Origin of the sequence: Pseudactinotalea suaedae (genome assembly GCF_009733815.1) — a bacterium.
Lineage (GTDB): Bacteria > Actinomycetota > Actinomycetes > Actinomycetales > Beutenbergiaceae > Pseudactinotalea > Pseudactinotalea suaedae.
In genome coordinates this window covers 53,798-78,246 of record NZ_WNXY01000003.1, presented here as the reverse complement: position 1 = coordinate 78,246, position 24,449 = coordinate 53,798, and the positions used below count along the sequence as shown (strand labels likewise).

Below are 24,449 nucleotides of genomic sequence, written 5' to 3'. Positions count from 1 at the left end.
GAGTCAGCCGTAGATCCCGACGCCGAAGTAGTTCGCGCCGTCGGGAGACTCGTCGAGCGCCGGGCATCCGTCCGGGACGAACCAGTCCCCCGTCTCCGGCCGATAACCGCCGCCGACCGAGATGAGCTCGCCGACGGCGGCGCTCTCACCGTTGATGGTCAGGGTCGTCCCGTCCCAGGTGGTGACGGCGATCGGGAGCACCGGCACGACCGGCGGCAGGTCGTCGTCAAGACCTTCGTAGGAACGCAGCACCACAAGGCAGCCGTCCTGCAGTGCGAGCGTCCCCTCGAGGAGGGCGCCATCCCCTCCCGACTCGGTCTGCAGGTGATAGGCGTACGGGACGTCGGTCGGCAGCGGGGAGGGAAGCGAGGGCCGCTGTGCCTGCGAGCACGCGGCGCACAGGGTGAGCGCGCCCACCACACCAGCTCCGGCCGCCGTCGCCCACCTCATCGCCCCAAGGTAGGGGTGGAGATGTCCGCGCGGCCAGCTACCTGCCCACGACATCGGACCTGCGGGGCGAGATCGGACCCCCTGCAGTCCGATCTCGTCCCGCAGGTCCGATCTCGAGGCAAGCGGAGGCTCGTAGCGACGGGGGAGCGGAGCGAGGCGGTCAGGACGCCGCGCGCAGCGGGGTGACCGCGTCGACCTGCACGAGCAGGTTGTCGAAGATCGACATCCGGTCGAACTGCAGCGCGTGCTGCCGGGCGCGCGCCGACCACGCGGCCCGCTCGGGCGCGTCCATGCCGATGACCACGCGGTCCAGCGCGGCCGCGATGGCGCCGGGGTCGCTCGGGGGGACGAAGATCGCGGCGTCGCCCACCGCCTCCCTGATGCCGCCGGTGTCGCAGGTGATCACCGGGCCGCCGCCGGCGAGCATCTGCTCCACCAGCGCGATGCCGAACGTCTCGGTGAACTCGGGCCTCGGCTTGCTGGGCAGCACGTACGCCAGGCTCCCGGCCATCAGCGCCGGCTTCTCGGCGTCGGAGACGTCGTGCAGGAACATGATGCGGTCGGCGGCCCCGGTGCGCTCGGCCCAGGCGTGCAACTCGTCGCGCTCCGGCCCGTTGCCGCAGATCACCAGCGGGATCCGGTGCCGGGTCTGGCTGCGGCCGTAGCCGTCGATCAGGTCCTCGACACCCTTCGCACGCCCGAGCCGCGACAGGAACAGCACGTAGCCGCCCGCGCGCAACCCACGCCTGGCCAGGGCGCTGTCACGCCGGGCGACCGACAGGCTCGTGTAGGCGGCGGTGTCGATCGCCGGGTAGGAGACCCTGACGCGCTCACGGCACCGGCGCGCGTAGCCGGTGCCGTGCAGCAGGTCGAGCTCGGCCGCCGACTCCACGATCATCGTCTTCGTGTACTGCGAGACGGCCGCGCACACGTCGCTGGAGAGATAGGCGCTGAGCACCTGCGCAGCGGCCCCGAACCGCCCCTCGGCGACGGCGGAGCGCACCACGTTCGTGATGTCCGACCCGACCGCCTCGGCGATGGTCCGCACGTTCACCGGCAGGCCGGTGCCCTCGGCGATCCGCAGCGCCTCGGAGACCGCCACCGTGTGAGGGCTGAGGTACAGCGACAGGCACAGCGTGGGCACGCCGTCGGTGAACAGCTCGACCAGACGTCCGACGATGCCCGCGAGGTACCGGCCGTCCGGCACCTTGTAGTCGCCCACCGGCTCCGGCCGCTCGACCACGATGCCCTCGCTGTACGGGGAGATCTCGTCGAGCGGCTTGAGCGGCAACCCGCTCTCCTGCAGCCGCTCGATCGGCCATGTCACGATGCGGACGTCGTCGAAGCCCCGCAGCAGCGCGGCCTCGGCGAGATTGCGCGCCTCACCCGAGTGGCCGCAGATCACCGGATCGGCGCGGACCACGATCACCAGTCGCCCTGTCGTCACGCCGGCACCTCCGTTCGCATCGGGTCGAGAGCCGTGGAGGCCGACGGCGGGAGCCGGGTCGTGCCCCAGGAGCTCGGCTTCTCGCCGAGCGTCAGCTCGAGCCGCCCGCCGCGGTGGAGCTCGGCACCGGTGAGCCACGCACGGTCCAGGGGGACGCCGTCGAGCGCCGCCTGCTGGACGTACTGCGGCGCGGGACCCTCCTGGAACCCGATCGCCTCGATCTCGAGCGTCCCGTGCGCGACGGCGAGCCGGGCCGACCGCCAGGAGGGCGCGTTCACCATGACGAGGCTCTGCCCGGCGACCGGGAACAGGCCCAGCGACGCCCACACGTACCAGGAGGACAGCCCGCCGGAGTCGTCGTTGCCGGGCAGCCCGCCGGGACCGGTGCCGAAGGTCTGGTGCAGCGCGGCGTGCACCACCTCGGCGGTCCGGTCCGGGCGGCCGACGTAGTGATAGGCCCACGGCGCGTCCATGTCTGGCTCGTTGTTGAGCCCTTCGAACACCTCGAGCGCGTACCCGGCAGCCATCTCGTCCTTGCTCGGGTGCAGGCCCGGCTGGGTCACCGGAGCACTGCCGAAGCCGAAGAAGGTGTCGAGCAGCTGCGTGAAGGCCACGGGTCCGCCGGCGAGCTCGATGCGCGCGGCCATGTCGTGGAGGAGTCGGAAGGAGTAGTTCCACTTCCCACCCTCGTAGAAGGTCGAGTCCAGCAGCAGCCCGGTGCCCGGGTCGAAGGCGTTGCGCCAGGCGCCGGCGAGCGAGCGCAGCTCCTCGGCGAGCACGTGGTCCCCGACGGCGGTCGCCACCGAGGCCGTGCACCAGTAGCCGAGCGCGAGGTCGAGCGTGTGGGTGATCGGCTCGGCCCGCCCGTTGAGCAGGTAGTCCTCGCCGTAGGTGCGGCGCAGGTCCGCCTGCATGTGCACGAGCGCCCAGTCCCAGTCGATCCCCGGGATGCCGAGGTGGCACAGGTCGGCCAGGAACGTGTGCGCGAGCGCGCTCGCCTGCCTGCTGAACCGGTCGGCACCGCGGGCCATCCGGTACCCGATCGGGAAGTTGCCCTCCTCCTCGCAGATGTGCAGGAGCGCGTTGGCGATCTCGACCGCTCGTTCCGGCTGCAGCGCGATCAGCAGCGGCAGCTGCGTGCGGTAGATGTCCCACATCGTGCAGAGGTCGAACACGAACGGACCGTCGACCGGCCAGAACGGGCTCTCGTCCGGCGCCAGGCACGGCTTGATCAGCGAGTGGTAGAGCGACGTCGCCATCACGGTGCGGCGAGCCGCGCTGGGGCTGTCGATCGCGATGGCGTCGAGCTCGCTGCGCCACGTGGCCGCCGTCGCTGCGCGTCGGCGCTCGAAGCCCCCGGTGCCCGAGGCCTGGTCGGCCTCGAGGTTCGTCCTGGCCTGGTCGACGCCGCGGAGGCTGAAGCCGAGCCGGAGCTCGATGACCTGGCCCGGCAGCGTGGGGCCGGCCCACATGATCCCGAAGTCGCGCAACGTCGTCGGGCGGATCGAGTCGAAGTCGAGGCGTGAACCGCCCGGCATCAGCCGGCGGTCGTACCAGAGCATCTGCCGCCAGCCCGGTGCGTCGCACTCGATGTGGACGGCCAGCGGCGCGCCCTCGACGACGATCTCACCCTGAGCTGTGCCCTGACCGAGGGACTGCAGGTGCGCGCGCAGCGGGACCGTGGCCCCGTTCGGGATGGCGAGGCCGCCGAGCGAGAGATCGACGACGACCCGAGCGTCGCGGTGGGCACCGAACGTGTACCGGTGCACGGCCGACTTGGGACCCACGCTGATCTCGGCGGTGACGCCGGAGGCGAGCGTCGCCCGGTAGTACCCCGGCTCGGCGTGCTCGTCCGTGATCTCCCAGGTGGTGCCGAGGTCGTCGAGCGGCAGCGCCATCGGCGTCACGCGGACGTAGTTGTAGTACTTGCGGATCGCGCCGGTGCCGGACTGCTGGAAGTGGGTGAAGCCGGACGCCACCTTGCGGTCGTGGATCTCCGGCGGCACGCCCTCGGTCGCGAGGCCGTAGCGGCCGTACCCGGTGGGGTAGGCGCCCGAGTAGGCGCACGCCGACACCATGCCGAGCGGGTAGCAGGCGCCCGGGTGGGTGTTGCCGACCTGGGGCTTGGGCCACCACCAGGTCGCCGCGAGCCCGCTGCGCGGCGGGAGGTCGGTGACCTCCGTGCCGATGAACGGGTCGACGTCCGTGAACATGTCTCGGACGCTAGGCGGCGGGCGTGTCCGCAGCGTTTCGGGGACGTCACGGGTCCAGTAACACGAGGCTCCGACGAGCTCTCCACGGGTCGGGATGAGGGCTGTCGAGGACGCCGAAAGTTGCCCGTGAAAAGACGTTACGTGCGAATGTCAGGACAAATGTTGACCCGGTGTCGGACCGATGTTAACGTTCACGCGGTAACCGCCTTCCAGGCATCCAGCGCGCGTCGCGTCGGTCGGCCGCGTCTCAGAGAAGAGGCACCTATGAGCTCTACCTTCAGCCGCCGTCAGCTCCTGCTCGGCGGACTCTCCGGAGCCGCTGTGATCGGTCTCACGGCCGCCTGCGGCAGCGACGACGCGGGCGGTGGGTCCACCGACCCCGCCGAGGTCGGCACCCTGCAGTTCTTCCTCTCCGGTGACGCCAACCAGGGCGGTGGCTTCGCCGCGATGGCGGCGAAGTACAAGGAGGAGACCGGGATCGACATCGAGATCGTCGACGTCGCCAACGAGGACCTCACCACACGGCTCAAGAACGCCGCGCAGGCCGACGACCTCCCCGCCCTCGCTCGCGTGGGCGCCGTCGACCCGGTCTGGCAGAACGCCACGATGGACCTGGCCGAGATCATGACGGCCAACAACGTGATGGAAGACCTGTCGGCCAAGGACGAGGACGGCAAGGTCATGTCCCTGCCGACCGACGTCACCGGCGTCGGGCTCTTCCTCAACAAGTCGCTCTTCGACGAGGCCGGCGTGGCCTTCCCGACCGACCCCGAGGGCGACGTCTGGTCCTGGGACGACTACGTGGCCGCCGTCAAGCAGGTCCAGGAAGCCACCGGTGCCTCCTACGGCATGGCGATGGACCGCAGCTCGCACCGCCTCAAGTCGTTCCTCTACGAGTTCGGCTCCACGCTGTGGCAGCCCGACGACAGCGGCACCTTCACCACGAACGATGCCACCAAGACCGCGCTCGAGTACTTCTACGAGCTCAACGACGACAGCTTCATGCCTCGCTCGGTGTGGCTGAGCGAAGCCGACGGCAACGCCCTGTTCAAGAGCGGCGACGTCGTCTCGTACTACTCGGGCTCGTGGCAGATCGCGGACTTCGCGGTCAACATCGCCGACTTCGAGTGGGTGGCCGTGCCCACGCCGCGCCAGCCCACCCGCGCCATCCAGTTCGGCAACGCCGCCTCGATCGTCGTGTTCGAGGGCACCGGGCAGGACCAGGCCGCCTACGACTTCGTGAACTGGCTGTTCACGAAGGAGAACTACGACGAGCTCGCCACGACCTCGGGCTTCCTGCCCGCCGTCGAGGGCGCGACCGTCGACTACGGCGACCAGCAGGTGGCGTTCGACCTGTACAACGCCGAGATCGCGGGTTCCGACCCGATCGTCAGCCAGATCAAGCAGATGGAGCTCGGGTTCGAGGTGGCCGGCCTGAGCGTCGACGGCGACCCGCTGCGCGACAACGTCATCCGGTACCTGAACGACGAGATCGGCATCGACGAGTGCATCACTTGTATGGGTGAGCTGTGGCCGGTGGCCTGCGGCTCCGCCAGCTGAGACCGGCAGCGGTGCGCTCCGGGACGTCCCGGAGCGCACCGCTGCGCATAGGTAGGAGGAAGAAGATGGTCCAGGACTCACCCGCGGTCGCCGCTCCGGCGGCCGCACCCCGACCTCGGCGGATCCGCCGCCCGGGGCAGACCGTGGCGCCGCTGCTGTTCATCTCGGTGGCGTTCGTGCTGTTCGCGGTGTTCTTCGTCGGCCCCGGTTCGCTCGGCATGTACTACTCGCTGACCGAGTACACGGGAGTGGGTGACCCGGAGTTCATCGGGCTCGCCAACTACGAGAAGCTCTTCGGCGACGAGCAGTTCTACCGCTCGATCGTCCGCACCGTGCTCTACACCGTGCTCGCGGTCCCGGTGCACTACGTCGCCGCGCTGGGCATCGCCCTGCTGCTGACCTCGGCCGCCACCCGGTTCCGCAGCGCCGGTCGCGTGATCTTCTTCGTCCCGTGGCTGATCTCGCCGATCGTCACCGGTGTCATCTGGCGCTGGATGTTCGGCGAGAACTTCGGCCTGATCAACTTCGTGCTGACCTCGATCAACCTGCCGCGCCAGCAGTGGGAGACCAACGGCGACCTCGCCCTCGGGGTCGTCATCCTCGCGGGCACCTGGGCGGGGACGGCCTTCACCATGCTGCTGTTCATCGCAGCACTGCGGAACATCCCGAAGTCCTACCTCGAGGCGGCCCAGCTCGACGGCGCCTCGGCCTCGCAGCGGTTCTTCCGGATCACGCTGCCGCTGCTGCGGCCGACCTCCTTCATGGTGGTCCTGCTCGGCACCCTCGGTGCGATGAAGGAGTTCGCGATGGTCCAGGCGCTCAACGGCGGCGGGCCGGGCACCGAGAACATGTTCATCGTCCAGTACATCTACCAGACGGGGTTCCAGCGAGCGCAGATCGGCTACGCGAGTGCCGTGTCGATGGTGCTCATGGTCATCCTCATCGTCATCGCGCTCATCCAGATGCGCTTCGACCGGAGAGAGGACCTCTCGTGAGGATCCGTGGCGTCAACATCTGGCTGACCGCGCTGCTGGTCGTGCTCGCGGCGCTGTTCGCGTTCCCGATGCTGTGGTTCCTGCTCAGCTCCTTCAAGCCCGGCAGCGAGCTCTTCAGCCTGCCGCTGTCGTTGTTCCCGAAGAGCTGGACCTCCTCCGGCTACGAGACGGCCTGGACCCGGTTCGACTTCTGGCGCTACTTCGCCAACACCGGCACCGTCGCGGTGATCACGACGGTGTTCACCGTGCTGGTCTCGGCGATGACGGGGTACGCGTTCGCCAAGTACAAGGCATGGTGGCTGCAGGCCTTCTTCGTGTGCATCCTCATCACCACGATGCTCCCGACCGAGGTCATCATGCCCTCGACGTTCGCGATCATCCGTGACCTCGGCCTGTACAACAGCCTGGCCGGCATCATCGTCCCGTCGATCATCACCGCGACCGGCATCTTCATGTTCCGGCAGTACTTCCGGACCGTGCCGGACGAGCTGCTCGAGGCGGCCCGCATCGATGGCGTCGGCGAGTTCCGGGCGTTCTTCCAGATCATGCTGCCGATCGCGAAGCCGATCGCCGTGGTGCTCGCGATCTTCTCCTTCCAGTGGCGCTGGAACGACTACATCTGGCCGCTGATCGTGCTGAACGACCCGAACAAGTACACGTTGCAGATCGCCCTGCGCTCGATCGTCGGCGCGGACAACATCGACTGGTCGGTGCTGCTGTCGGCCTCGGTGATCTCGTTGATCCCGATGGTGATCCTGTTCATCATCTTCCAGCGGCAGATCATGTCCGCCGACATCAACTCCGGCCTGAAGGACTGATCCCGCTGATCTTCACCGACCGGATGGCCGATCTCGTCGAGGCCTGGTGGGACGCCGAGGTCGAGGATCCTGCGCCGGGTCACCGCGCGCTGATGCGGCTCGTGGCGACGGCGGTCGCGCTCGAGGCGGTCCGACCCCAGGTGGGCTCCGGGACCAGACTGAGCACCGCCGTCGGGCTCGCGGATCGGCTCGCCGCCCTGCAGGGGCCGGACGGGCTGTTCTCCTCCGACGGCAATCTGCACTCGCCACCCGACAGCGCGTTCACGCTCAACGACGTGGGCATCGCGCTCGATCTGCTGCCGGAGGTCGGTGCACCACAGGCACGCGAGCTCGAGGCCAGGTTGCGCGCGGTCGCGGCCGCCGCCGTGCCGGCGCTCGTGGTCGGGGGAGTGCACACACCGAATCACCGGTGGGAGATCAGCTCCGCGCTGGTGCGGCTCGCGCCGTTCGACGACCGTGCGGTGCCTCGCGCGCGGGAGTGGCTCGCCGAGGGCGTGGACGTCGACGCCGATGGCATCTACTCCGAGCGGAGCGCCAACTACGCGGCGTTCGTGAGCAACCCGTGCCTGCTGGTGCTCGCGGAGGTCCTGGGCCGCGACGACCTCGAGGAGATCGTCCACCGGAACCTCCACACCATCCTCGACCTGACGGACGCCGACGGCGCCGTCGAGACCGTGTTCTCGCGACGCCAGGACCAGGGCGGCTCGATCCCGGTCGAGGCGTTCCACACCCAGCTGCGGCGGTACGCCGTCCGGGGTTGCACCACGTGCGCTGCCGGTGCCGCGCGCTCGGAGCCGCGCGCGGGTGCGCTCGCGGCGATCGCGCTGCTGGAGCTCGCGGCCGAGCCCGAGCTGGGCGCCGACGTCGAGGTCGCGGTCGCCGAGGCCCGGTCGCAGGAGCCGGCCGTGCGCCACCTCGCCGGCGTCGGGCTGCTGGTGGCCTCGCACAGGCGCACGCGCACGGTCGTGTACGGCGGCTCCGACGTGCCGCACGTCGGTCGCGTCGGATCGGGGCTGGCCGGCAACCCGACCTTCCTGCGCTATCGCTCCGGCGACGCCGTGGTGCGGTCGCTGCGGCTCTCGCGCGTGTTCTTCGGCCTGGGCCCGTTCCGGGCCGAGAGCCTGGAGGTGACCGACGACGGCGGTGCTCACCTCCGTGAGACCGTCACGGCTCGCTACTACCAGCCGCTGCCTGCGGCTCGTCGTCGCTCGGACGGGGCGTACCCGCTCGTGGACGACGGCCGCTTCACGGCCTCGATGGCCTTCGACGAGCGCCCCCACGACGCGGTGTCCCTGGTCACCGACGTCACGGTGCGCACCGGGGGGCGCGGTCTCGAGGTGAGCGTCGAGACCACCGGGGCGCACACCCGCTGGTCGCTCGAGGTCGCCCTGGGCGAGGGCGACCTGACCGGCGTGGTCGCGACCGGCCCCGACACCTACCGCATGACCGGGAGCCGCGCGGAGCTACGCCACGGGAGCGACGCCGTCGTCATCGAGACGACGCTCGACCCCGAACCCGAGGGAGCCGGGTTCTACGCCCCCGGCGAGACCTTCAGCTTCCTCGGCGGCACCGACGCGCTCGCAGGTCCCAGGCTGTACCTCACCGGTACGACGCCCGGTGCCTGGACCCTGCGCCTTCGTCCCGCCTGAGGGCTCACCCGCAGGGTCCCGGCAGGCCGGTCACCGACCGGGAGGCGTCAGGTAGCCACGGGAGAAGGCGGCGGCCACGGCGGCGGCGCGGTCGTGCACACCGAGCCTGGCGTAGACGTGCAGCAGGTGGGTCTTGACGGTGGTCTCGCTGATGTACAACCGCTTCGCGACCTCCCGGTTGGTCGCTCCGCCCGCGATGAGGCGCAGCACGTCCAGCTCCCGTGGTGACGGCGTCTCGGCCGGCGGCTGGCGCATCTGGCCCATCAGGCGGGAGGTCACGGAGGGGGAGAGCACCGACTCCCCGCGGGAGGCGGCCTCGACCGCTCGGAAGAGCTCCTCGCGCGGCGTGTCCTTGAGCAGATAGCCGGTCGCGCCGGCGTCGATCGCCAGCAGCACGTCGTGGTCGGTGTCGTACGTCGTCAGCACCAGCACCCGCACCGGGACCTGCTGCCGGGACAGCTCGCGGATGGCGGTGACGCCGTCGCCCTCCGGCATCCGCAGGTCCATGAGGACGACGTCGGGTCGAAGCCTGGCCGCCTCGGCCACGGCTCGCTTCCCGTCGCCGGCCTCGCCCACCACCTCGAAGCGGCCGTCCGCGCTGAGCATGCTGCGCAACCCGTCCCTGACCACCGGGTGGTCGTCGACGATGAGCACCGAGATCATGCCGCCTCCTCCGCAGCCGGGATCGCGGGCACGGTCGCCGAGATCGCGGTGCCGCCGCCCGGCTCGGACTCCACCTCGAGCTTGCCCGCCAGTCGCTGGACCCGTTGGCGCATGCCCGCCAGCCCGAAACCGCCGGCCGGAGCCGTCTGACCCTGCGACGCGCCAGGGCCGCGCACCGCGGCGGCCTCGAACCCGATGCCGTCATCGAGCACGTCCAGGGTGACGACGTCCTCCATGTAGGAGAGCGTGAGCACCACGCGGCCGGCACGCGCGTGCTTGGCCACGTTGGCCAGCGCCTCCTGGGCCGTGCGCAGCAGGGTCACCTCGACGTCCGTGCGCAGTGGCCGGGGATGCCCGGTCGTGGTCAGCACCCCCTCGACGCCGTGCTCCTCGGACCAGCGGGCGACCGCACCCTGGATGGCCTCGGGCAACCGGGAGTCGGCCAGCACCTGCGGCTCGACGGCGTGCACGGTCCGTCGGGCCTCGGTGAGGCCCTCGCGGGCCAGCACGATCGCCGCGGTGACCTGCCGGCGTTCCGGGGAGCCGACTCGCAGGGTCTGCTCGGCCGCCTGGAGCTGGGCGAGGATGCCGGCGAGCCCCTGAGCCAGCGTGTCGTGGATCTCCCGGGCCATCCGCTGCCGTTCGTCCTGCACGCCGGCCTCGCGGGCCTGGACGAGCAGCTGGGCGTGCAGCGCGGCGTTGTCCCGCAGGGCCTCCTCGAGCTGGACGTTGGCGGCGTGCAGCTCGTCCAGGGACTGTCGCTGCCACAGGCTGCGCTTGTCCTCCTGCTCGGCGAAGCGCATGAACGCGCTGGCGAGCACGGCCACCACCACCGCGACAGGCGGCCAGGCCAGCCATGCCTGCCCCGCCGAGAGCCCCGCATAGCCACCGAGGTATGCCGCCGACGTGACCACCGCGGTGGCGACCACCCCCACGTACTTCCACCGCCGCCGCAGGTGCATCTCGGCGTAGACGTAGCCCATGAAGGCGAAGAACCCGTACCAGGGTGAGGCGGCGACGAGTCCTCCGGCCAGCGCGACGACGCCGGCCACCTGGACGCCCATCAGGGCCGGGCGCTGGTGCCACTCCGGGTGCCGGCCGAAGAGGTGGACCCACCCGGCAGCCGCGGCCGTCAGCACGAGGACGGCGGCCACGTTGACGCCGGGGTCCACGAGCGCCTGCAGCAGCGTGAACACCAGGCTGACCGCGAGCAGGACGTACGGCAGCACCCGCATGACGACGCTGCGGCGGCGTTCGGCACGCTCGAGCGCGTGGCGCAGCTCAGCCTCCATGGCCATCGTCATCCCTCCCGCTCCGGGTGCCTGCGAGCCGCGTCCCCGACGTCGGTGGGAGCCGTCACTCCCACCGAAAGTACCGGGCGGCCAGCCCACCGGCCACCAACGTCCATCCGACCAGGACGAGCAGCGGCACGAGCTGAGGCCAGCCACCGGCGCCGGCGTCCTGCAACGACTGCACGCCAGCACCCAACGGCGAGAAGTCACTGATGGTCCGCAGCGTGTCGTTCATCGCCTCGCGCGGCACCCACAGGCCGCCGAAGAAGAGCACCGGGAAGAACAGCACGGTCCCGATCCCGCTGGCGGCCTGGCCGCTCGGTGCCAGGGCGGCGACGAGCAGGCCGAGCGCGAACAGCGACGCGGCCATCAGCAGGTAGGCAGCGAGGTATCCGACGGGGTTGCCGGGCAGCGCCACGCCCGAGACGACGGAGCTCAGCACCAGCAGGAGCGTCAGTGTGAGCACCGCCATCAGCAAGGACATCACCAGGTGGGCACCGAGGACGGCCTGCGGTCGGACCGGGGTGGTCCGCATCCGGCGCAGGACCCCCTTGGCGCGGTAGTCCGCGATGACCGTGGGCAGCGACGTGAACGCCATGAAGCACACCGCCATGGCGATCAGGATGGGCGTGTACACGTCGATCGCTCGCAGGCCACCGAGCCCCGGGTCCGGTTCCCGCAGATCGGGGACGGCGCCGAGGATGACCAGCAGCAGGGGCGGGAGGCCGATCACGAAGGCCCAGTTCATCCACTCCCGCAGGAACAGCCGGATCTCGGTGAGGGTGAGCAGGCGCAGAGCGGTCATGTCAGGCTCCTTCGGTCAGGGGGCGGCGGCCGGTCAGGGCGACGAAGGCGTCGTCGAGCGTGACCTGCTCGACGCGCAGGTCGCCGGCGATCACCTGGTGCCGGGCCAGCTCGGTGGTGACGGCGAGCAGCAGGTTGCCGGTGCCCGTGACCACGACCTGCGGACCGGCCCGCTCCACGGAGGTGACCTCCTCGAGCTGCTCCAGGACGGCCACGTCGAAGGGACCGGAGGGTCGGAACCGGATCCGCTGACCCTCCGCCACCCGCGCCACGAGCCCGGCGGGGGTGTCGAGCGCGACGAGCCGGCCGCGGTCGATCACGGCCAGCCGGTCGCAGAGCCGTTCGGCCTCCTCCATGAAGTGGGTGACCAGGAGAACGGTGACGCCCCGGTCCCGGATCCGTTCGATCAGCCCCCAGGTGTCCCGGCGCGCCTGCGGGTCGAGCCCGGTGGTGAGCTCGTCGAGCACAGCAACCTCGGGGTTCCCCACCAGCGCCAGCGCGATCGACAGACGCTGCTTCTGGCCGCCGGAGAGGCGGCGGAACTGTGTGCCGAGCTTGTCGGTGAGGTTCAGCTCCTCGAGGAGGTCGCGCCAGCCGGCCGGGGCGCGATAGTAGGAGGAGTACAGCTTCATCGCCTCGCCGACCGTGATCTTGGCCGGCAGCTCGCTGGACTGCAGCTGCACGCCGAGGAGTTCCTTCAGCTCGGCTCCGTGCTGCTGCGGGTCCAGCCCGGCGACCCTGATCGACCCGGCGTCGGGGGTGCGTAGCCCCTCGATGCACTCCACGGTGGTGGTCTTGCCGGCCCCGTTGGGTCCGAGGATGCCGAAGATCTCGCCCTGCTCGACGGCGAAGCTCACCCCGTCGACGACGGTCTGGTCGCCGTAGCGTTTGGTGAGTCGGTCGACTTCGATGATGGTCATGCTCCGAGCCTGCCGCCGCGCGATGCGCGGCGGATCGACAGGTCCGGATGATCTCCGCCGACGGGCGGAGGAGGCGGGCATCCACCGATCGGTGGATCGGGGAGCTTCGGGTCAGAGGCTGCGGAGGTGCGCGAGGGAGCGGCGCACGTCGGCGACCGGTCCTTCGCCCTCGGGCTCGCCGCTGAGGATAGTGTCCTGCTCGAGCACCCACCAGCCGTCGTACCCGACGTCGCGGAGGGCCGTGACGATGGCGGCGAGGTCGACGTCGCCGTCGCCCAGCGGCACGTACATCCCGGCGCGGACGGCGTCGGTGTAGGTGAGCTCACCGGACTGGACGCGGGCGGCCAGGTCGGCGCGGACGTCCTTCGCGTGGACGTGGCCGATGCGGTCCGCGTGCCGGCGCGCGAGCTCGGCCGGGTCGGTGCCACCGATCAGCAGGTGACCGGTGTCCAGGCACAGCGGCACGGCGGCGCCGTCCAGGACGCGGGCCACGTCGTCGGAGGTCTCCACGAGCGTGCCCACGTGGGGGTGCAGGCTGGGGGTGATGCCACGGGAGCGGGCGTGATCGGCCAGGCGGTCGAGGTTCGCGAGCAGCAGCGCCCACTCCTCGCCGGACAGCTCGGGCCGGGCGTCGTAGCCGTCGCTTCCGGTGGCGGCGGCGAGCACCAGGACGTCGCCCCCGGCGGCGTCGAACGCGTCGAGCTCGGCGTCCAGGCCGGGCAGCGGGTCGTGGTCGGGCACGTGCAGCAGCACCGGCACGAAGGCGCCGACGGCCGCCAGCCCGGCCTCGGCGAGCACACCGGCCCGGGCGGTGGGTGCCTCGGGCAGCCACCCCTGCGGACCGAACTCGGTGGCGCTCAGACCGACCTCGCGCATCTCGCGCAGCACCCGGTCGGGCTCGAGCTGCAGGCCCCAGCCCGGCACCTCGCACACACCCCAGCTGATCGGTGCTCCAGCGACTCTCATGAGGGGTCCTCCAACGTGATCGTGGTTCCGGTGCGAGCCGAGCTGCCGGCGGCCTCGGCGAGTGCGAGCGCGGCGCGCCCGTCGGCGATCGAGGGCGACTGCGCCGCCCCCGTGACCGCGGCCTCGACGAACGTGTCGAGCTCGGCCGCGTAGGCGCGCTGGTAGCGCTCGAGGAAGAACGGCAGGAAGGGTCCGGACTGCTCGGTCCCGTCGGCGTTGTGCAGCCGCACCGAGCTCGAGCGCTGGTTGGTGACCTCGAGGGCTCCGGCGCTGCCGAAAACCTCGATGCGCTGGTCGTAGCCGGCCACGCTGTGGCGGGAGTTGACGATCACCGCCACGGCGCCGGAGCGGCCGGTGAGCGTGACCGTGGCGGCGTCGTAGAGGTCGTCCACCTCGGGGTCGAGGTGCTGACCCACGGCGTGCACGCTCCGGACGTCACCGATCAGGTGTCGCGCCATGTCGAGATCGTGGATCGTCATGTCCTTGAAGATCCCTCCCGAGACCTTCAGGTACTCCGACGGCGGCGGCGCCGGGTCCCGGCTGACGATCGTCACCTGCTCGACCGTACCGATGTCGCCGGCCCGTACGCGGGCGTGGACCTCGGACACGCTGGGGTCGAAGCGTCGGTTGAAGCCCACCATGACGCGGCCCGCGCGGTCACCGAGCTCGGCGATGCAGGCATCGACCTGCTCGACCTCGAGCGCCACCGGCTTCTCCATCAGCACGGACTTGCCGGCGCCGACGGCGGTGAGCGTGTGGGGGACGTGCAGGGGCGTGGGGGAGGCCACGACGACGGCGTCCACCGCGTCGCTGGTGAGCGCGGCGTCGACGTCGTCCGTCGACTCGGCTCCCAGGTCCTCGGCGAGCCGTGCGGCCGCGCCGGCGTGCGCGTCCGCGACCAGCACGAGGTCGGCACGGAGGTGGTGGCGGATCGTCCGTGCATGCACGGCGCCGATGCGCCCGGCGCCGATGACGGCGATCCTGAGACGGTCGGTCATGTCGCCCTACTTCTCGCTGTCGCCGGAGAAGTGGAACGAGGCCGCCACCGCGCGGGCGGGCCAGCGCTGCGTGGTCACCTTGGGACGCGTGTAGAAGTTGACGCCCTCCGGGCCGTAGATCGGGCTGTCACCGAACAGCGAGTCCTTCCAGCCGCCGAAGGAGTGCCACGCGACCGGCACCGGGATCGGCACGTTGACACCGACCATGCCGACCTTGACGCGACGCCGGTACTCGCGCGCGGCGGCGCCGGAGGCCGTGAAGATCGCGGTGCCGTTGCCGTAGGGGTTGGCGTTGACGAGCTCGATCGCCTCGTCCAGGCCGGAGACGCGCACGATGTCCAGCACCGGGCCGAAGACCTCCTCTCGGTAGACCTGGTGCTCGGGGGAGACGTTGTCGATGAGCGTCGGGCCCACGAAGAAGCCCTCCTCGTGACCCTCGACCTGCAGGCCGCGGCCGTCGACCACGAGGTCGGCGCCCTCCCGCTCGGCCGAGCTGATGAGCCCTTCGATGCGTTCCTTCGCTGCCGCGGTGATGACCGGTCCCATGTCGGCGTCGGGCTGGTCGCCGGGGGCGACCTTGACGGCTCGTGCACGGTCGGCGAGCAGCGACACCAGCTCGTCCGCGACCTCGTCCGTGACGACCGCCACCGAGAGCGCCATGCAGCGCTCACCCGCGGAGCCGAAAGCGGCTGCGGTCAGGTGGTCGGCGGCGTCCTCGAGATCGGCGTCGGCGAGGATGACACCGTGGTTCTTGGCGCCGCCCAGGGCCTGCACGCGCTTGCCGGTAGCGGTCGCGGTGGCGTGCACGTGCCGCGCGATCGGCGTCGAGCCCACGAACGAGACCGCGGCGACGTCAGGGTGCTCGAGCAGGGCGGTGACCGTGTCCTTGTCGCCGTGCAGCACCGTGAAGACGCCGTCGGGAAGGCCAGCCTGCTGCCAGAGCCGCGCCAGCACGTTCGCCGCGGAAGGGTCGCGCTCGGACGGCTTCAGGATGAAGGCGTTGCCCGTGGCGATCGCCACCGGTGACATCCAGAGCGGCACCATCGCCGGGAAGTTGAAGGGCGTGATCCCCACGACCACACCGAGCGGCTCCCGGGTGGTGAAGACCTCGATACCCGTGGCCGCCTCGTCGCTCAGCTCACCCTTCATCAGCTGCGGCAGGCCGCATGCGTACTCGACGACCTCGAGCCCGCGGGCCACCTCGCCACGCGCGTCCGAGAACACCTTGCCGTGCTCGCGGCTGATGACGGCGGCGAGCTCGTCGGCGTGGGCGGCGAGCAGCTCACGGAACCGGAACAGCACGCCTGCGCGCTTGCCGATCGAGAGCGCACCCCACGTGAGCTGCGCCGCAACGGCCGAGCTGACCGCGGCCGCGGTCTCGGACTGGTTCGCCAGCGCGACACGGCCGATCTCGGCACCGGTCGCGGGGTTGAACACCGGGGCGGTGCGGGTCTGGTCGACCGGCACCCCGGCGCCGTCGATCCAGTGACCCACCAGCGTGGTCGCAGTGGCGGTGCCGGGGGCGGTGGTGGTCACAGGTAGTACCTCTGGTTCGAACGGTCGCGCTCGTAGTCGCTACGCGCGCGCTGGGTGGAGGGAAGGGTGGAGACCTCGCTGACGGGCACGTCCCACCAGGCGGTCCCCGGAGGGTTGGGGCCCTGGAGGTCGGTCTCGATGACGACGACCGTGGTGCGGTCGGACGCCCGGGCCTTGCCGAGCGCGGCGCGGAGCTCCTCGAGCCCGCTCGGGGTGAGCACGTCGGCCCCGAAGCTCGCAGCGTTGGCGGCCAGGTCGACCGGGTCCGCACCGCCGTCGAGCATCCCGGTCGCGGGGTTGCGGGTGCGGTAGGCGGTGCCGAACCGCTCGGAACCGCGGGACTCCGACAGCGACCCGATCGAGGCGAACCCGTGGTTCTGCACGAGCACGACGATCACCTTGATGCCTTCCGACACCAGGGTCGCGAGCTCCTGCGGGGCCATCTGGTAGCCGCCGTCACCCACGAGCGCGTAGACCTCGGCCTCCGGCCGCGCGAGCTTGACGCCCATGGCGGCGGGGATCTCGTACCCCATGCAGGAGTAGCCGTACTCGAGGTGGTACTGGCCCGCCGCCGAGGCGCGGAACAGCTGTTGCAGGTCACCCGGTGCGGAACCGGCGGCGTTGATCAGCACGTCGTCCGCGGTCACGACCTCGTTGAGGACGCCGAGCACGGCCGTCTGCGCGGGCAGCGGCTCGTGCACCACGGCGTAGCACTCGTCGACCACGCGCTGGGCCTGGCCTCGCAGCTCGGCGATCTCGCGGGTGTACGACGGGTCGACGGCGTAGCCCACCAGCGCGGGCACGAGGGCCTCGAGCGTGGCCCGGGCATCGGCGACGACCATCTCAGCACCGTGCTTGACGGCGTCGAAGGCGGACACGTTGACGTTGACGAAGCGGGCGTCAGGGCCGAACGCCGTGTGGCTGGCCGTGGTGAAGTCGGTGTAGCGGGTGCCGACGCCGATGACGAGGTCGGCCTCGGCGGCGAGCGCGTTGGCGCTGCTCGCGCCGGTCGACCCCAGGCCACCCACGGACGCGGGGTGGTCCCACGCGATCGCACCCTTGCCCGCCTGCGTGTCGGCGACCGGGATGCCGGTGGCGTCCGCGAACGCCGTCAGCGCCTCGCTCGCGCCCGAGTACACGGTGCCACCACCCGAGACCAGCAGCGGCCGGCGCGCGGCGCGGATCGCCGTGACCGCTCGCTCGAGCGCGTCGGGCTGCGGCAGCGCACGGCCGATGTGCCAGACCCGGTCGGCGAAGAACTCCACCGGCCAGTCGTGAGCCTGCGCCTGCACGTCCTGCGGCAGGCACAGGGTGACGGCACCGGTCTCGGCGGGATCGGTGAGCACCCGCATGGCCTGCGGCGCGCTCGCGATCAGCTGCTCGGGCCGCCAGATGCGGTCGAAGTACCGGGAGAGCGGGCGGAACGCGTCGTTGACGGTGACGTCCGGCCCGGTCGGCAGCTCGAGCTGCTGCAGCACCGGGTCTGGCACGCGGTTCGCGAACACGTCCGAGGGCAGCAGCAGCACCGGGATGTGGTCGATCGTGGCGAGCGCAGCGCCGGTCAGCATGTTCGTGGAGCCCGGACCGATCGAGGCCGTGCAGGCCATCATCCGGGTGCGCATGGAGGCCCGCGCGAACCCGACGGCGGCGTGCACCATGCTCTGCTCGTTGCGTGCGAGGTAGTAGGGCAGCTCGTCGGGGCCACGCTCGCCGGCGGGCACGCCAGCCTCGCGCGCCTCGGTGAAGGACTGCAGCAGCCCCTGGCCGAACCCGGCGACGTTGCCGTGCCCGAAGATCCCGAAGCACCCCGCGAACATCTGCTGGCGTACGCCGTCGCGCTCGGTCCACTGGTGCGCCAAGAACCTCACCAGCGCCTGACCGACCGTCAGTCGAACGGTTGCTGTGCTCATCGATCGCTCCTTCCGAAGGGCAGTCGCGGGTCGACCGGCTGGCCCTCCCACGACGCCCGCAACCAGGCCCAGGCCGGGTCGTCGACCATCAGCCACTCGCCATCTGTCGCCGGTCCGGCCATCACGTTGAGGTAGTACAGGTCGACGCCCGGCAGGGTCATCGAGGGACCGTGGTAGCCGTGCGGCACCAGCGCGACGTCGCCGCTGCGGACCTCGGCCAGCACGTCGATCGGCCGGTCGGGGGTCCCGTAGTTGCGGTGGTACGCCATCCCCGGCCCGCCGGCGGTGTCGGCCACCTCGAAGTAGTAGATCTCCTCGAGCTCACGCTCGACGTCGCTGTGGGTGTCGTGCTTGTGCGGCGGGTACCCGGAGGTGTTGCCGCCCGGGGTGTAGACCTCGCACACCAGCAGCCGCTCCACCTGGATGCTGCTGCCGATCGTGTAGTTGTGCACCTGCCGGCTGCAAGCGCCGGCGCCCCGCAGCAGCGTCGGCACGTCGGCGGCCCGCAGCACCTGCACCGGCAGGCTGCTGCTCGCGCGTGCGCGCGCCAGGGCCACGCGTGCGCCGCGCTCGCCCGCCTGCACCTCCACCCGGCTGCCCAGCGGCAGGTAGGCGAAGTCGACCGGACCGTCCCAGACGGCCTCACGGCCGGCGAGCTCCAGCTCGACCTCCTCACCGTCCGCGGTGGTCACGTGCGCGGACAGCGCGCCGCGCAACGGCAGCAGCCCACCCTCGTCCCCGGTGAGGTGCCAGACATGGCGAGCTCCGCCGTCGAGCACCCGCACCTCGAGACCGGAGTAGCCCCACCCGGCGCGCTCCGGGGTGATGTCGGTGACGACCTCGCCGCGCCCCGCCCTGATCACGTACTCGTTCGCGCCTTCTGGTCGCGCGCTCACCGGGCTCTCTGGTGCGCTCACAGGGCTCTCTGGTCGCGCACCGACGCTCGCTGCCCTTGGTCGCGCACCGACGCTCGCTCCGGTCCTCGCTTCGCTCCGGTCCTCACTCGCTGGTGCGCTCCGTCCGGTCCTCGCTTCGCTCCGGTCCTCACTCGCTGGTGCGCTCACAGCAGCCCCACCGCCTCGTCCACCGCCGCCGCGACGTCGCCGTCGGGCGGGTACAGCAGGCTGCGACCGACCGCGAGGCCGGTGACCGCGGGCAGGGCGACGGCGGAGCGCCACGGCTGCTCGCTCGGGTCTCCCGGTCCGACCTCGCCGCCGAGCAGCAGCGTCGGCATCGTGGTCGAGGCGAGCACGCGATCCATCTCCGCCACGGCGGGCAGCTTCAGCCAGGTGTAGGCGGAGGTCCGCCCCAGGCCGGACGCGATCGTGATCGAGCGGATGACCGCATCGGTGGACAGGTCGTTGCGGACCTTGCCGTCGACCCGCGTGCTCCAGAACGGTTCCACCAGCGCGATCAGGCCGCGCTCGGCGAGGTCGTCGACGGCGCGTGCGCAGGCTTCCATCGTGACGACGCTCGCCGGGTCCTCGGGGTCGATCCGGAGCAGCATCTTGCCGCCGTCGAGCCCGGCCGCGGCGATGCCGCGGGCGTCGTACCCGGTGAACCGGTCGTCGAGCTCGAACTCGGCGCCGGCGATGCCGCCCCGGTTCATCGACCCCAGCACGAGCTTGTGGTCGAGCGCGCCGAGCAGCGCCAGCTCCTCGACGAGGTCAGCGGTCCCGAGGAACCCGTGGACGCCGGGGCGCCCCAGCGCCACCTGGATCCGCGTGAGCAGGTCGCGCCGGTCAGCCATCGCCCGGGGGTCACCGCCCACCGAGAGCGCTCCTCGCGCGGGGTGGTCGGCCGCGATCACGAGCAGCTTGTCGATGCCGGCGAACCCGGGGAAGCGCGGACGCTCGAGCAGGGCCTCGGCCACCCGTCCAGGCCTGTCGCGCCGGATCTCGGTGATCGCGTCGGCGGGGGTCAGGAAGGTGCTCATACCGGGTTGCCCGTCAGGAGCTGCTCGACCTCCGCCGTCGTGGGCATCGCGGTGGAGCACTCGAGGCGGGAGGCGACGATCGCGCCGGCCGCGCTCGCGAAGGAGATCGTGCGGTGCAGGTCCCAGCCGCTGAGCAGGCCGTGGCACAGCGCGCCGCCGAAGCCGTCACCGGCGCCGAGGCCGTTGAGGACCTCGACCGTGCTCGCCTCGACCACCACCTGCTCCTCCGCGGTGGCGGCCAGGACGCCGCGCGGCCCCATCTTGACGACGGCGAGCTCGACCCCGGCGTCCAGCAGCGCCGCGGCGGCCCGCTCGGGCTCGGTCTCGCCGATCGCCATCGCGCACTCCTCGCGGTTCCCGACGGCGACGGTCACCTGGCCGAGCACCTCGCCGACGGCGGCGCGCGCCGTGGCCTCGTCCGCCCACAGGGTGGGCCGGTAGTCGAGGTCGAGGACGGTGTGGGTGCGCTTGCCGCGGATCTGCAGCGCCGCGTGGTGGGCGGCCCGGCTCGGCTCGACGGACAGCCCGGTCACGGTCACCCAGAACAGCGCCGCCGAGCTGACGTCCGCGGCGTTGGCCTGCAGGTGCTCGGCCGTGATCTGGAGGTCGGGCGCGCTGGGCTCGCGGTAGAACCAGAGCGGGAAGTCGTCCGGCGGGTGGATCTCGCAGAAGGTGATCGGGGTGTGCAGCTGCGGGTCGACCACGACGAACCGGTCGTCGACGCCGAGCTCGCGCATCTGGCGGCGGACGTAGATCCCGAACGGGTCGTCACCCACCCCGGTGACCACGGCCGCGGACCGGCCGTGCCGTGCTGCCGCGACCGCGACGTTCGTGGGGCTCCCGCCCAGGAACTTGCCGAACGAGGTGACGTCCTCGAGGCCGACGTCGATCTGCAGCGGGTACAGGTCGACGCCACTGCGTCCCATCGTCAGCACGTCGAAGCCGGCAGCAGCGATCGGGTGGGCCATGCGCGATTCCTTCTTCCGTCTGCGTGCCAGCGGTGGCAGTGACACCGAGCCTGCCCTGTGAGGGCGCTCCGGTGCAACAGTTTGTCAGGACATTCTTTCAAACGCCACTCGTGACGCTAGCCTGTGGTCAGACCCGTGCCGACCTCTGGGGGATCCGTGGCCGCATTGATGCGATTCGATCTGGACCGAGCCAGCCCTGTGCCGCTCTACCACCAGCTTGCCTCCGCCATCGAGCGGGCGATCCAGGACGGTCAGCTCGCACCGGGGTCCTCGCTGGAGAACGAGATCGCGCTCGCGCAACGTCTCGGCATCTCCCGGCCGACTGCTCGACAGGCGCTGAAGTCGCTCGTCGACCGCGGACTGCTGGTCCGGCGCCGGGGCGTGGGTACCCAGGTCTCGCCCGCACAGATCCACCGACCGGTCGGGCTCACCAGCCTGTACGACGACCTCGAGGGCAGCGGTCAGCTGCCCACCACCCGGATGCTCGACTGGGAGCGGCGCCAGGCGAGCGTCGAGGAGGCGGAGGAGCTCGAGCTCGCTGCCGGGGTCGACATCGTCGCGATCAAGCGGCTGCGGCTCGCCGGCGACGAGCCGATCGCCGTGCTGACCAACCTCCTGCCGGAGATGCTCGCGCCCTCGCGGGAGGATCTCGAGCGCACCGGGCTGTACGAGTGCCTGCGCGAGCGCGGCTACCAGCCCTCGGTCGCGAAGCAGCGCATCGGCGCCCGCACCGCGACGGCTGCCGAGGCGCGGATGCTGGAGGAATCGCCGCGCAGCGCCCTGCTCACCGCCGACCGCGTGGCGTACGACGACGCCGGTCACGTCGTCGAGGTGGGTCACCACATCTACCGCGCCTCGCGGTACGTCTTCGAGACCACCCTGTTCTCGCGCTGACTCCGGGCCGGCGCGGCCGGACGCCGAACTCCGTCCGCAGGTGGCCGCGCGAGCCCGTGGCCGTGGTGGGGTGATGTTGCTCGTCGGTTGCACCGCTGGGCGAGTGCCCACGCTTTCGCACCGCCGCGCCCAACATCTTGACAACTGTTGTCAACGCGTGCACGCTGTCACTGCGAAAGCACTTTCGCAGATCGGCGGACAGGGATATCGCCGAGCTCCGCCGATGATGAGGAGTCGTGGTTGATGGTCGAGGGCGCGCTGCCGCCACGGGTGCTGGTCACCGGTGCCGACGGGAAGATCGGTCGGGCCGTCGTCGACGAGCTCACCGCGCGTGGGTCCGAGGTGGTCGGGCTCTCGATCGAGTGGACCGGGCCGTCCGCGGCGACGGCGATCGTGACCGCCGACGCGCAGGACGAGGCTGCCGTCGCTGCCGCGCTCGAGGGGGTCTCTGCGGTGGTGCACCTGGCGGCCATCCCGCACCCGAGCCTCGCTGACCCCTACACCGTGTACCGCACCAACACCGACGCGACCTTCAACGTGCTCGCGCAGGCCGGGCAGCGCGGCATCCGGCGCGCGGTGATCGCCAGCAGCATCAACGCCTTCGGGGTGCCGATGAACCACCACGGCCTCAGCCCCGCCTACTACCCGATCGACGAGGACATCCCGGCGGCGATCGACGACTGGTACTCGCTGTCCAAGCGCAGCGACGAGCTGACCGCGGAGATGGCGGCGAGCCGCTGGGACATGGACATCGTCGCGATCCGGTTCCCGTTCGTCGGCCGTGCCGACGAGGTGAGGCGGCACGCGCAGGTCGAGGACCCGCAGGCCGCGCGCGAGGGCTGGTCCTACCTGGACCTCCGCGATGCCGCCGGAGTCGTGATGAAGGCGCTGGTCGCCCCGGTGCGCGGCGCGGTCGTCGTCGGCGTCTCGGCGCCGGACACCTACCGGCCCGAGCCCACTGCCGAGCTGCTCGCGACCTACGCCCCCGCCGTCCCGAGACGGCGCGAGCCCCACGGCCGCGACGCTCTGATCGACACCACCCGTGCTCGCGAGCTGCTCGGCTTCGAGGCGCAGCACGGTATCCAGACCGAGGAGGTCAGCCGATGATCGAGACCTTCGACCAGCCGTGGGAGGCGGTATCGGACCTGCGGATCACGGGAGTTCGCGCGATCGTGACGGCACCCGGCGGCATCCCCCTCGTGGTGGTCCGGATCGACACCTCCGAGCCCGGGCTCTACGGTCTCGGGTGCGCGACCTTCACGCAGCGCTGGAAGGCCGTGGTCACCGTCATCGAGGAACACCTCGCGCGCCTGCTGGTCGGGCGGTACCCGGGTGACATCGAGGATCTCGGACGCCTGGCACGGTTCTCGGCGTACTGGCGCGAGGGGCCTGTCGGCAACAACGCGATCTCAGGCGTGGACCAGGCGCTGTGGGACATCCTCGGCAAGCGCGCCGGGCTACCGGTCCATGAGCTGCTGGGTGGGAAGGTGCGCGCAGCGGCCGACACCTACACGCACGCAGGCGGGGCCACGGTCGAGGAGACCCTCGACCAGGCGGAGGCGTTCATCGAGGCGGGGTGGCGGCACGTGCGGCTGCAGGTCTCCCAGCTGGGGCGTGGCAGCTACGGCGCCCCGAGCCTGGTAGGGATGACCGACGCGGGGGCGCCGTACCCGCACGGCTGGCAGGTGAGCGAGTACCTGCGGCGCACACCGGAGCTGTTCGCCGCAGCCCGCGCGCGCCTGGGCGATCAGGTCGAGCTGCTGCACGACGTCCACTCGCGACTCTCGCCGAAGCAGGCGGTCACGCTGGCTCGCAGCCTCGAGGACTACCGCCTGTTCTTCCTCGAGGACGTGCTGGCCCCCGAGCTGTGGGATCAGCTGCCAGGGGTGCGCGCCGCCTCGCCGGTTCCGATCGCCGTTGGCGAGCTGGCGACGTCGATGACGGACGCCACCCGGCTGGTGCTCGGTGGCGGGGTCGATCTGATCCGCTGCCACATCTCCGCCATCGGTGGCCTCAGCGCTGCGCGCAAGCTCGCCGCGGCGGCGGAGCTCGTGGGTGTCCGCACCGCGTGGCACTCACCGGGTGACACCTCACCGATCGGGGCGGCGGCGAACATCGCGCTCGACGTGACCAGCGCGGCGTTCGGGATCCAGGAGTGCCACGTCTACCCCGAGCCCGTGCACGAGGTGTTTCCCGGCACCCCGCGGGTCGTCAACGGCTGGTGGTACCCGAATGACGAACCCGGCTGGGGCATCGCGATCGACGAGGAAGCGGCGGCCAGGTACCCCGCCGAGCTATCGGGCCACGACGCCTGGGCCGCCGGTGTGCGGGGCATCGACGGCGGCCTCATCGCACCCTGAGAACCGAGGGTGCACCTGTCCCACCAGTGATCAGACCACCCGGCCGACCCGGCCGGGACGAACGAAGGAG

Annotated in this window: 21 protein-coding genes; 7 read left to right on the top strand and 14 right to left on the bottom strand. The window is 71.3% G+C overall.

Annotated elements, in window-relative coordinates; all coding sequences use genetic code 11:
• Positions 1–3: 3 nt before the first annotated feature.
• The 3 genes from GPA04_RS05930 to GPA04_RS05920 all read right to left on the bottom strand — a co-directional run bounded on the left by GPA04_RS05930 (position 4) and on the right by GPA04_RS05920 (position 4,110).
• The gene (locus GPA04_RS05930) at positions 4–450 is read right to left on the bottom strand and encodes a hypothetical protein (RefSeq protein ID WP_156223167.1); all 447 of its coding nucleotides are present in this window, start codon (positions 448–450) and stop codon (positions 4–6) included.
• Between the two features lie 160 nt (positions 451–610).
• Entirely contained in the window at positions 611–1,897 is a 1,287-nt protein-coding gene (locus GPA04_RS05925; protein ID WP_156223166.1) for a glycosyltransferase, read from the bottom strand.
• Positions 1,894–4,110 carry a glycoside hydrolase domain-containing protein gene (locus GPA04_RS05920; RefSeq protein WP_156223165.1) on the bottom strand — a complete coding sequence of 739 codons (2,217 nt, stop codon included), beginning with the start codon at positions 4,108–4,110 and terminating at the stop codon, positions 1,894–1,896. The genes GPA04_RS05925 and GPA04_RS05920 overlap by 4 nt, the downstream gene beginning before the upstream one ends.
• A gap of 264 nt (positions 4,111–4,374) precedes the next feature.
• Here GPA04_RS05920 and GPA04_RS05915 point away from each other — a divergent pair, with 264 nt between their 5' ends.
• The 4 genes from GPA04_RS05915 to GPA04_RS05900 all read left to right on the top strand — a co-directional run bounded on the left by GPA04_RS05915 (position 4,375) and on the right by GPA04_RS05900 (position 9,132).
• Complete coding sequence (locus tag GPA04_RS05915; RefSeq protein ID WP_162458532.1) at positions 4,375–5,670, top strand: ABC transporter substrate-binding protein; 1,296 nt, start codon at positions 4,375–4,377, stop codon at positions 5,668–5,670.
• Between the two features lie 65 nt (positions 5,671–5,735).
• Complete coding sequence (locus GPA04_RS05910) at positions 5,736–6,665, top strand: carbohydrate ABC transporter permease (protein WP_156223163.1); 930 nt, start codon at positions 5,736–5,738, stop codon at positions 6,663–6,665.
• The gene (locus GPA04_RS05905) at positions 6,662–7,483 is read left to right on the top strand and encodes a carbohydrate ABC transporter permease (protein WP_241680637.1); all 822 of its coding nucleotides are present in this window, start codon (positions 6,662–6,664) and stop codon (positions 7,481–7,483) included. Before GPA04_RS05910 ends, GPA04_RS05905 begins: the two co-directional genes overlap by 4 nt.
• Positions 7,484–7,506: 23 nt before the next feature.
• Positions 7,507–9,132, top strand: coding sequence for a hypothetical protein (locus tag GPA04_RS05900; RefSeq protein WP_156223162.1), 1,626 nt, complete (start codon positions 7,507–7,509; stop codon positions 9,130–9,132).
• A 30-nt stretch (positions 9,133–9,162) separates the two neighbouring features.
• Here GPA04_RS05900 and GPA04_RS05895 read toward each other — a convergent pair whose 3' ends face one another.
• The 11 genes from GPA04_RS05895 to iolC all read right to left on the bottom strand — a co-directional run bounded on the left by GPA04_RS05895 (position 9,163) and on the right by iolC (position 21,125).
• Positions 9,163–9,795 carry a response regulator gene (locus GPA04_RS05895; RefSeq protein ID WP_156223161.1) on the bottom strand — a complete coding sequence of 211 codons (633 nt, stop codon included), beginning with the start codon at positions 9,793–9,795 and terminating at the stop codon, positions 9,163–9,165.
• A complete protein-coding gene (locus tag GPA04_RS05890) occupies positions 9,792–11,093 on the bottom strand; it encodes a sensor histidine kinase (protein ID WP_156223160.1) in 1,302 nt (433 codons plus the stop codon). The genes GPA04_RS05895 and GPA04_RS05890 overlap by 4 nt, the downstream gene beginning before the upstream one ends.
• Before the next feature lie 58 nt (positions 11,094–11,151).
• Positions 11,152–11,892 carry an ABC transporter permease gene (locus GPA04_RS05885; RefSeq protein ID WP_156223159.1) on the bottom strand — a complete coding sequence of 247 codons (741 nt, stop codon included), beginning with the start codon at positions 11,890–11,892 and terminating at the stop codon, positions 11,152–11,154.
• Between the two features lies 1 nt (position 11,893).
• Complete coding sequence (locus tag GPA04_RS05880) at positions 11,894–12,811, bottom strand: ABC transporter ATP-binding protein (RefSeq protein ID WP_156223158.1); 918 nt, start codon at positions 12,809–12,811, stop codon at positions 11,894–11,896.
• Positions 12,812–12,922: 111 nt separating this feature from the next.
• Positions 12,923–13,777 carry a TIM barrel protein gene (locus GPA04_RS05875; protein WP_156223157.1) on the bottom strand — a complete coding sequence of 285 codons (855 nt, stop codon included), beginning with the start codon at positions 13,775–13,777 and terminating at the stop codon, positions 12,923–12,925.
• Complete coding sequence (iolG, locus tag GPA04_RS05870) at positions 13,774–14,775, bottom strand: inositol 2-dehydrogenase (RefSeq protein WP_156223156.1); 1,002 nt, start codon at positions 14,773–14,775, stop codon at positions 13,774–13,776. The genes GPA04_RS05875 and iolG overlap by 4 nt, the downstream gene beginning before the upstream one ends.
• Positions 14,776–14,781: 6 nt before the next feature.
• Positions 14,782–16,311 (bottom strand): CoA-acylating methylmalonate-semialdehyde dehydrogenase, encoded by a 1,530-nt coding sequence (locus tag GPA04_RS05865; protein WP_156223155.1) that lies wholly within the window; start codon positions 16,309–16,311, stop codon positions 14,782–14,784.
• Positions 16,308–18,221 (bottom strand): 3D-(3,5/4)-trihydroxycyclohexane-1,2-dione acylhydrolase (decyclizing), encoded by a 1,914-nt coding sequence (gene iolD / locus GPA04_RS05860; protein WP_156223154.1) that lies wholly within the window; start codon positions 18,219–18,221, stop codon positions 16,308–16,310. Before iolD ends, GPA04_RS05865 begins: the two co-directional genes overlap by 4 nt.
• Positions 18,218–19,117 carry a 5-deoxy-glucuronate isomerase gene (gene iolB / locus GPA04_RS05855; RefSeq protein ID WP_241680636.1) on the bottom strand — a complete coding sequence of 300 codons (900 nt, stop codon included), beginning with the start codon at positions 19,115–19,117 and terminating at the stop codon, positions 18,218–18,220. Before iolB ends, iolD begins: the two co-directional genes overlap by 4 nt.
• A 164-nt stretch (positions 19,118–19,281) precedes the next feature.
• A complete protein-coding gene (locus tag GPA04_RS05850) occupies positions 19,282–20,157 on the bottom strand; it encodes a Cgl0159 family (beta/alpha)8-fold protein (RefSeq protein WP_156223153.1) in 876 nt (291 codons plus the stop codon).
• Positions 20,154–21,125 (bottom strand): 5-dehydro-2-deoxygluconokinase, encoded by a 972-nt coding sequence (iolC, locus tag GPA04_RS05845; RefSeq protein WP_156223152.1) that lies wholly within the window; start codon positions 21,123–21,125, stop codon positions 20,154–20,156. The genes GPA04_RS05850 and iolC overlap by 4 nt, the downstream gene beginning before the upstream one ends.
• Before the next feature lie 168 nt (positions 21,126–21,293).
• Here iolC and GPA04_RS05840 point away from each other — a divergent pair, with 168 nt between their 5' ends.
• From GPA04_RS05840 to GPA04_RS05830, 3 genes are all read left to right on the top strand, one after another.
• A complete protein-coding gene (locus GPA04_RS05840) occupies positions 21,294–22,019 on the top strand; it encodes a GntR family transcriptional regulator (RefSeq protein ID WP_156223151.1) in 726 nt (241 codons plus the stop codon).
• A gap of 243 nt (positions 22,020–22,262) precedes the next feature.
• A complete protein-coding gene (locus GPA04_RS05835; protein WP_156223150.1) occupies positions 22,263–23,126 on the top strand; it encodes an NAD-dependent epimerase/dehydratase family protein in 864 nt (287 codons plus the stop codon).
• Entirely contained in the window at positions 23,123–24,379 is a 1,257-nt protein-coding gene (locus tag GPA04_RS05830; protein WP_156223149.1) for an enolase C-terminal domain-like protein, read from the top strand. The genes GPA04_RS05835 and GPA04_RS05830 overlap by 4 nt, the downstream gene beginning before the upstream one ends.
• The last annotated feature ends 70 nt before the right edge of the window (positions 24,380–24,449 follow it).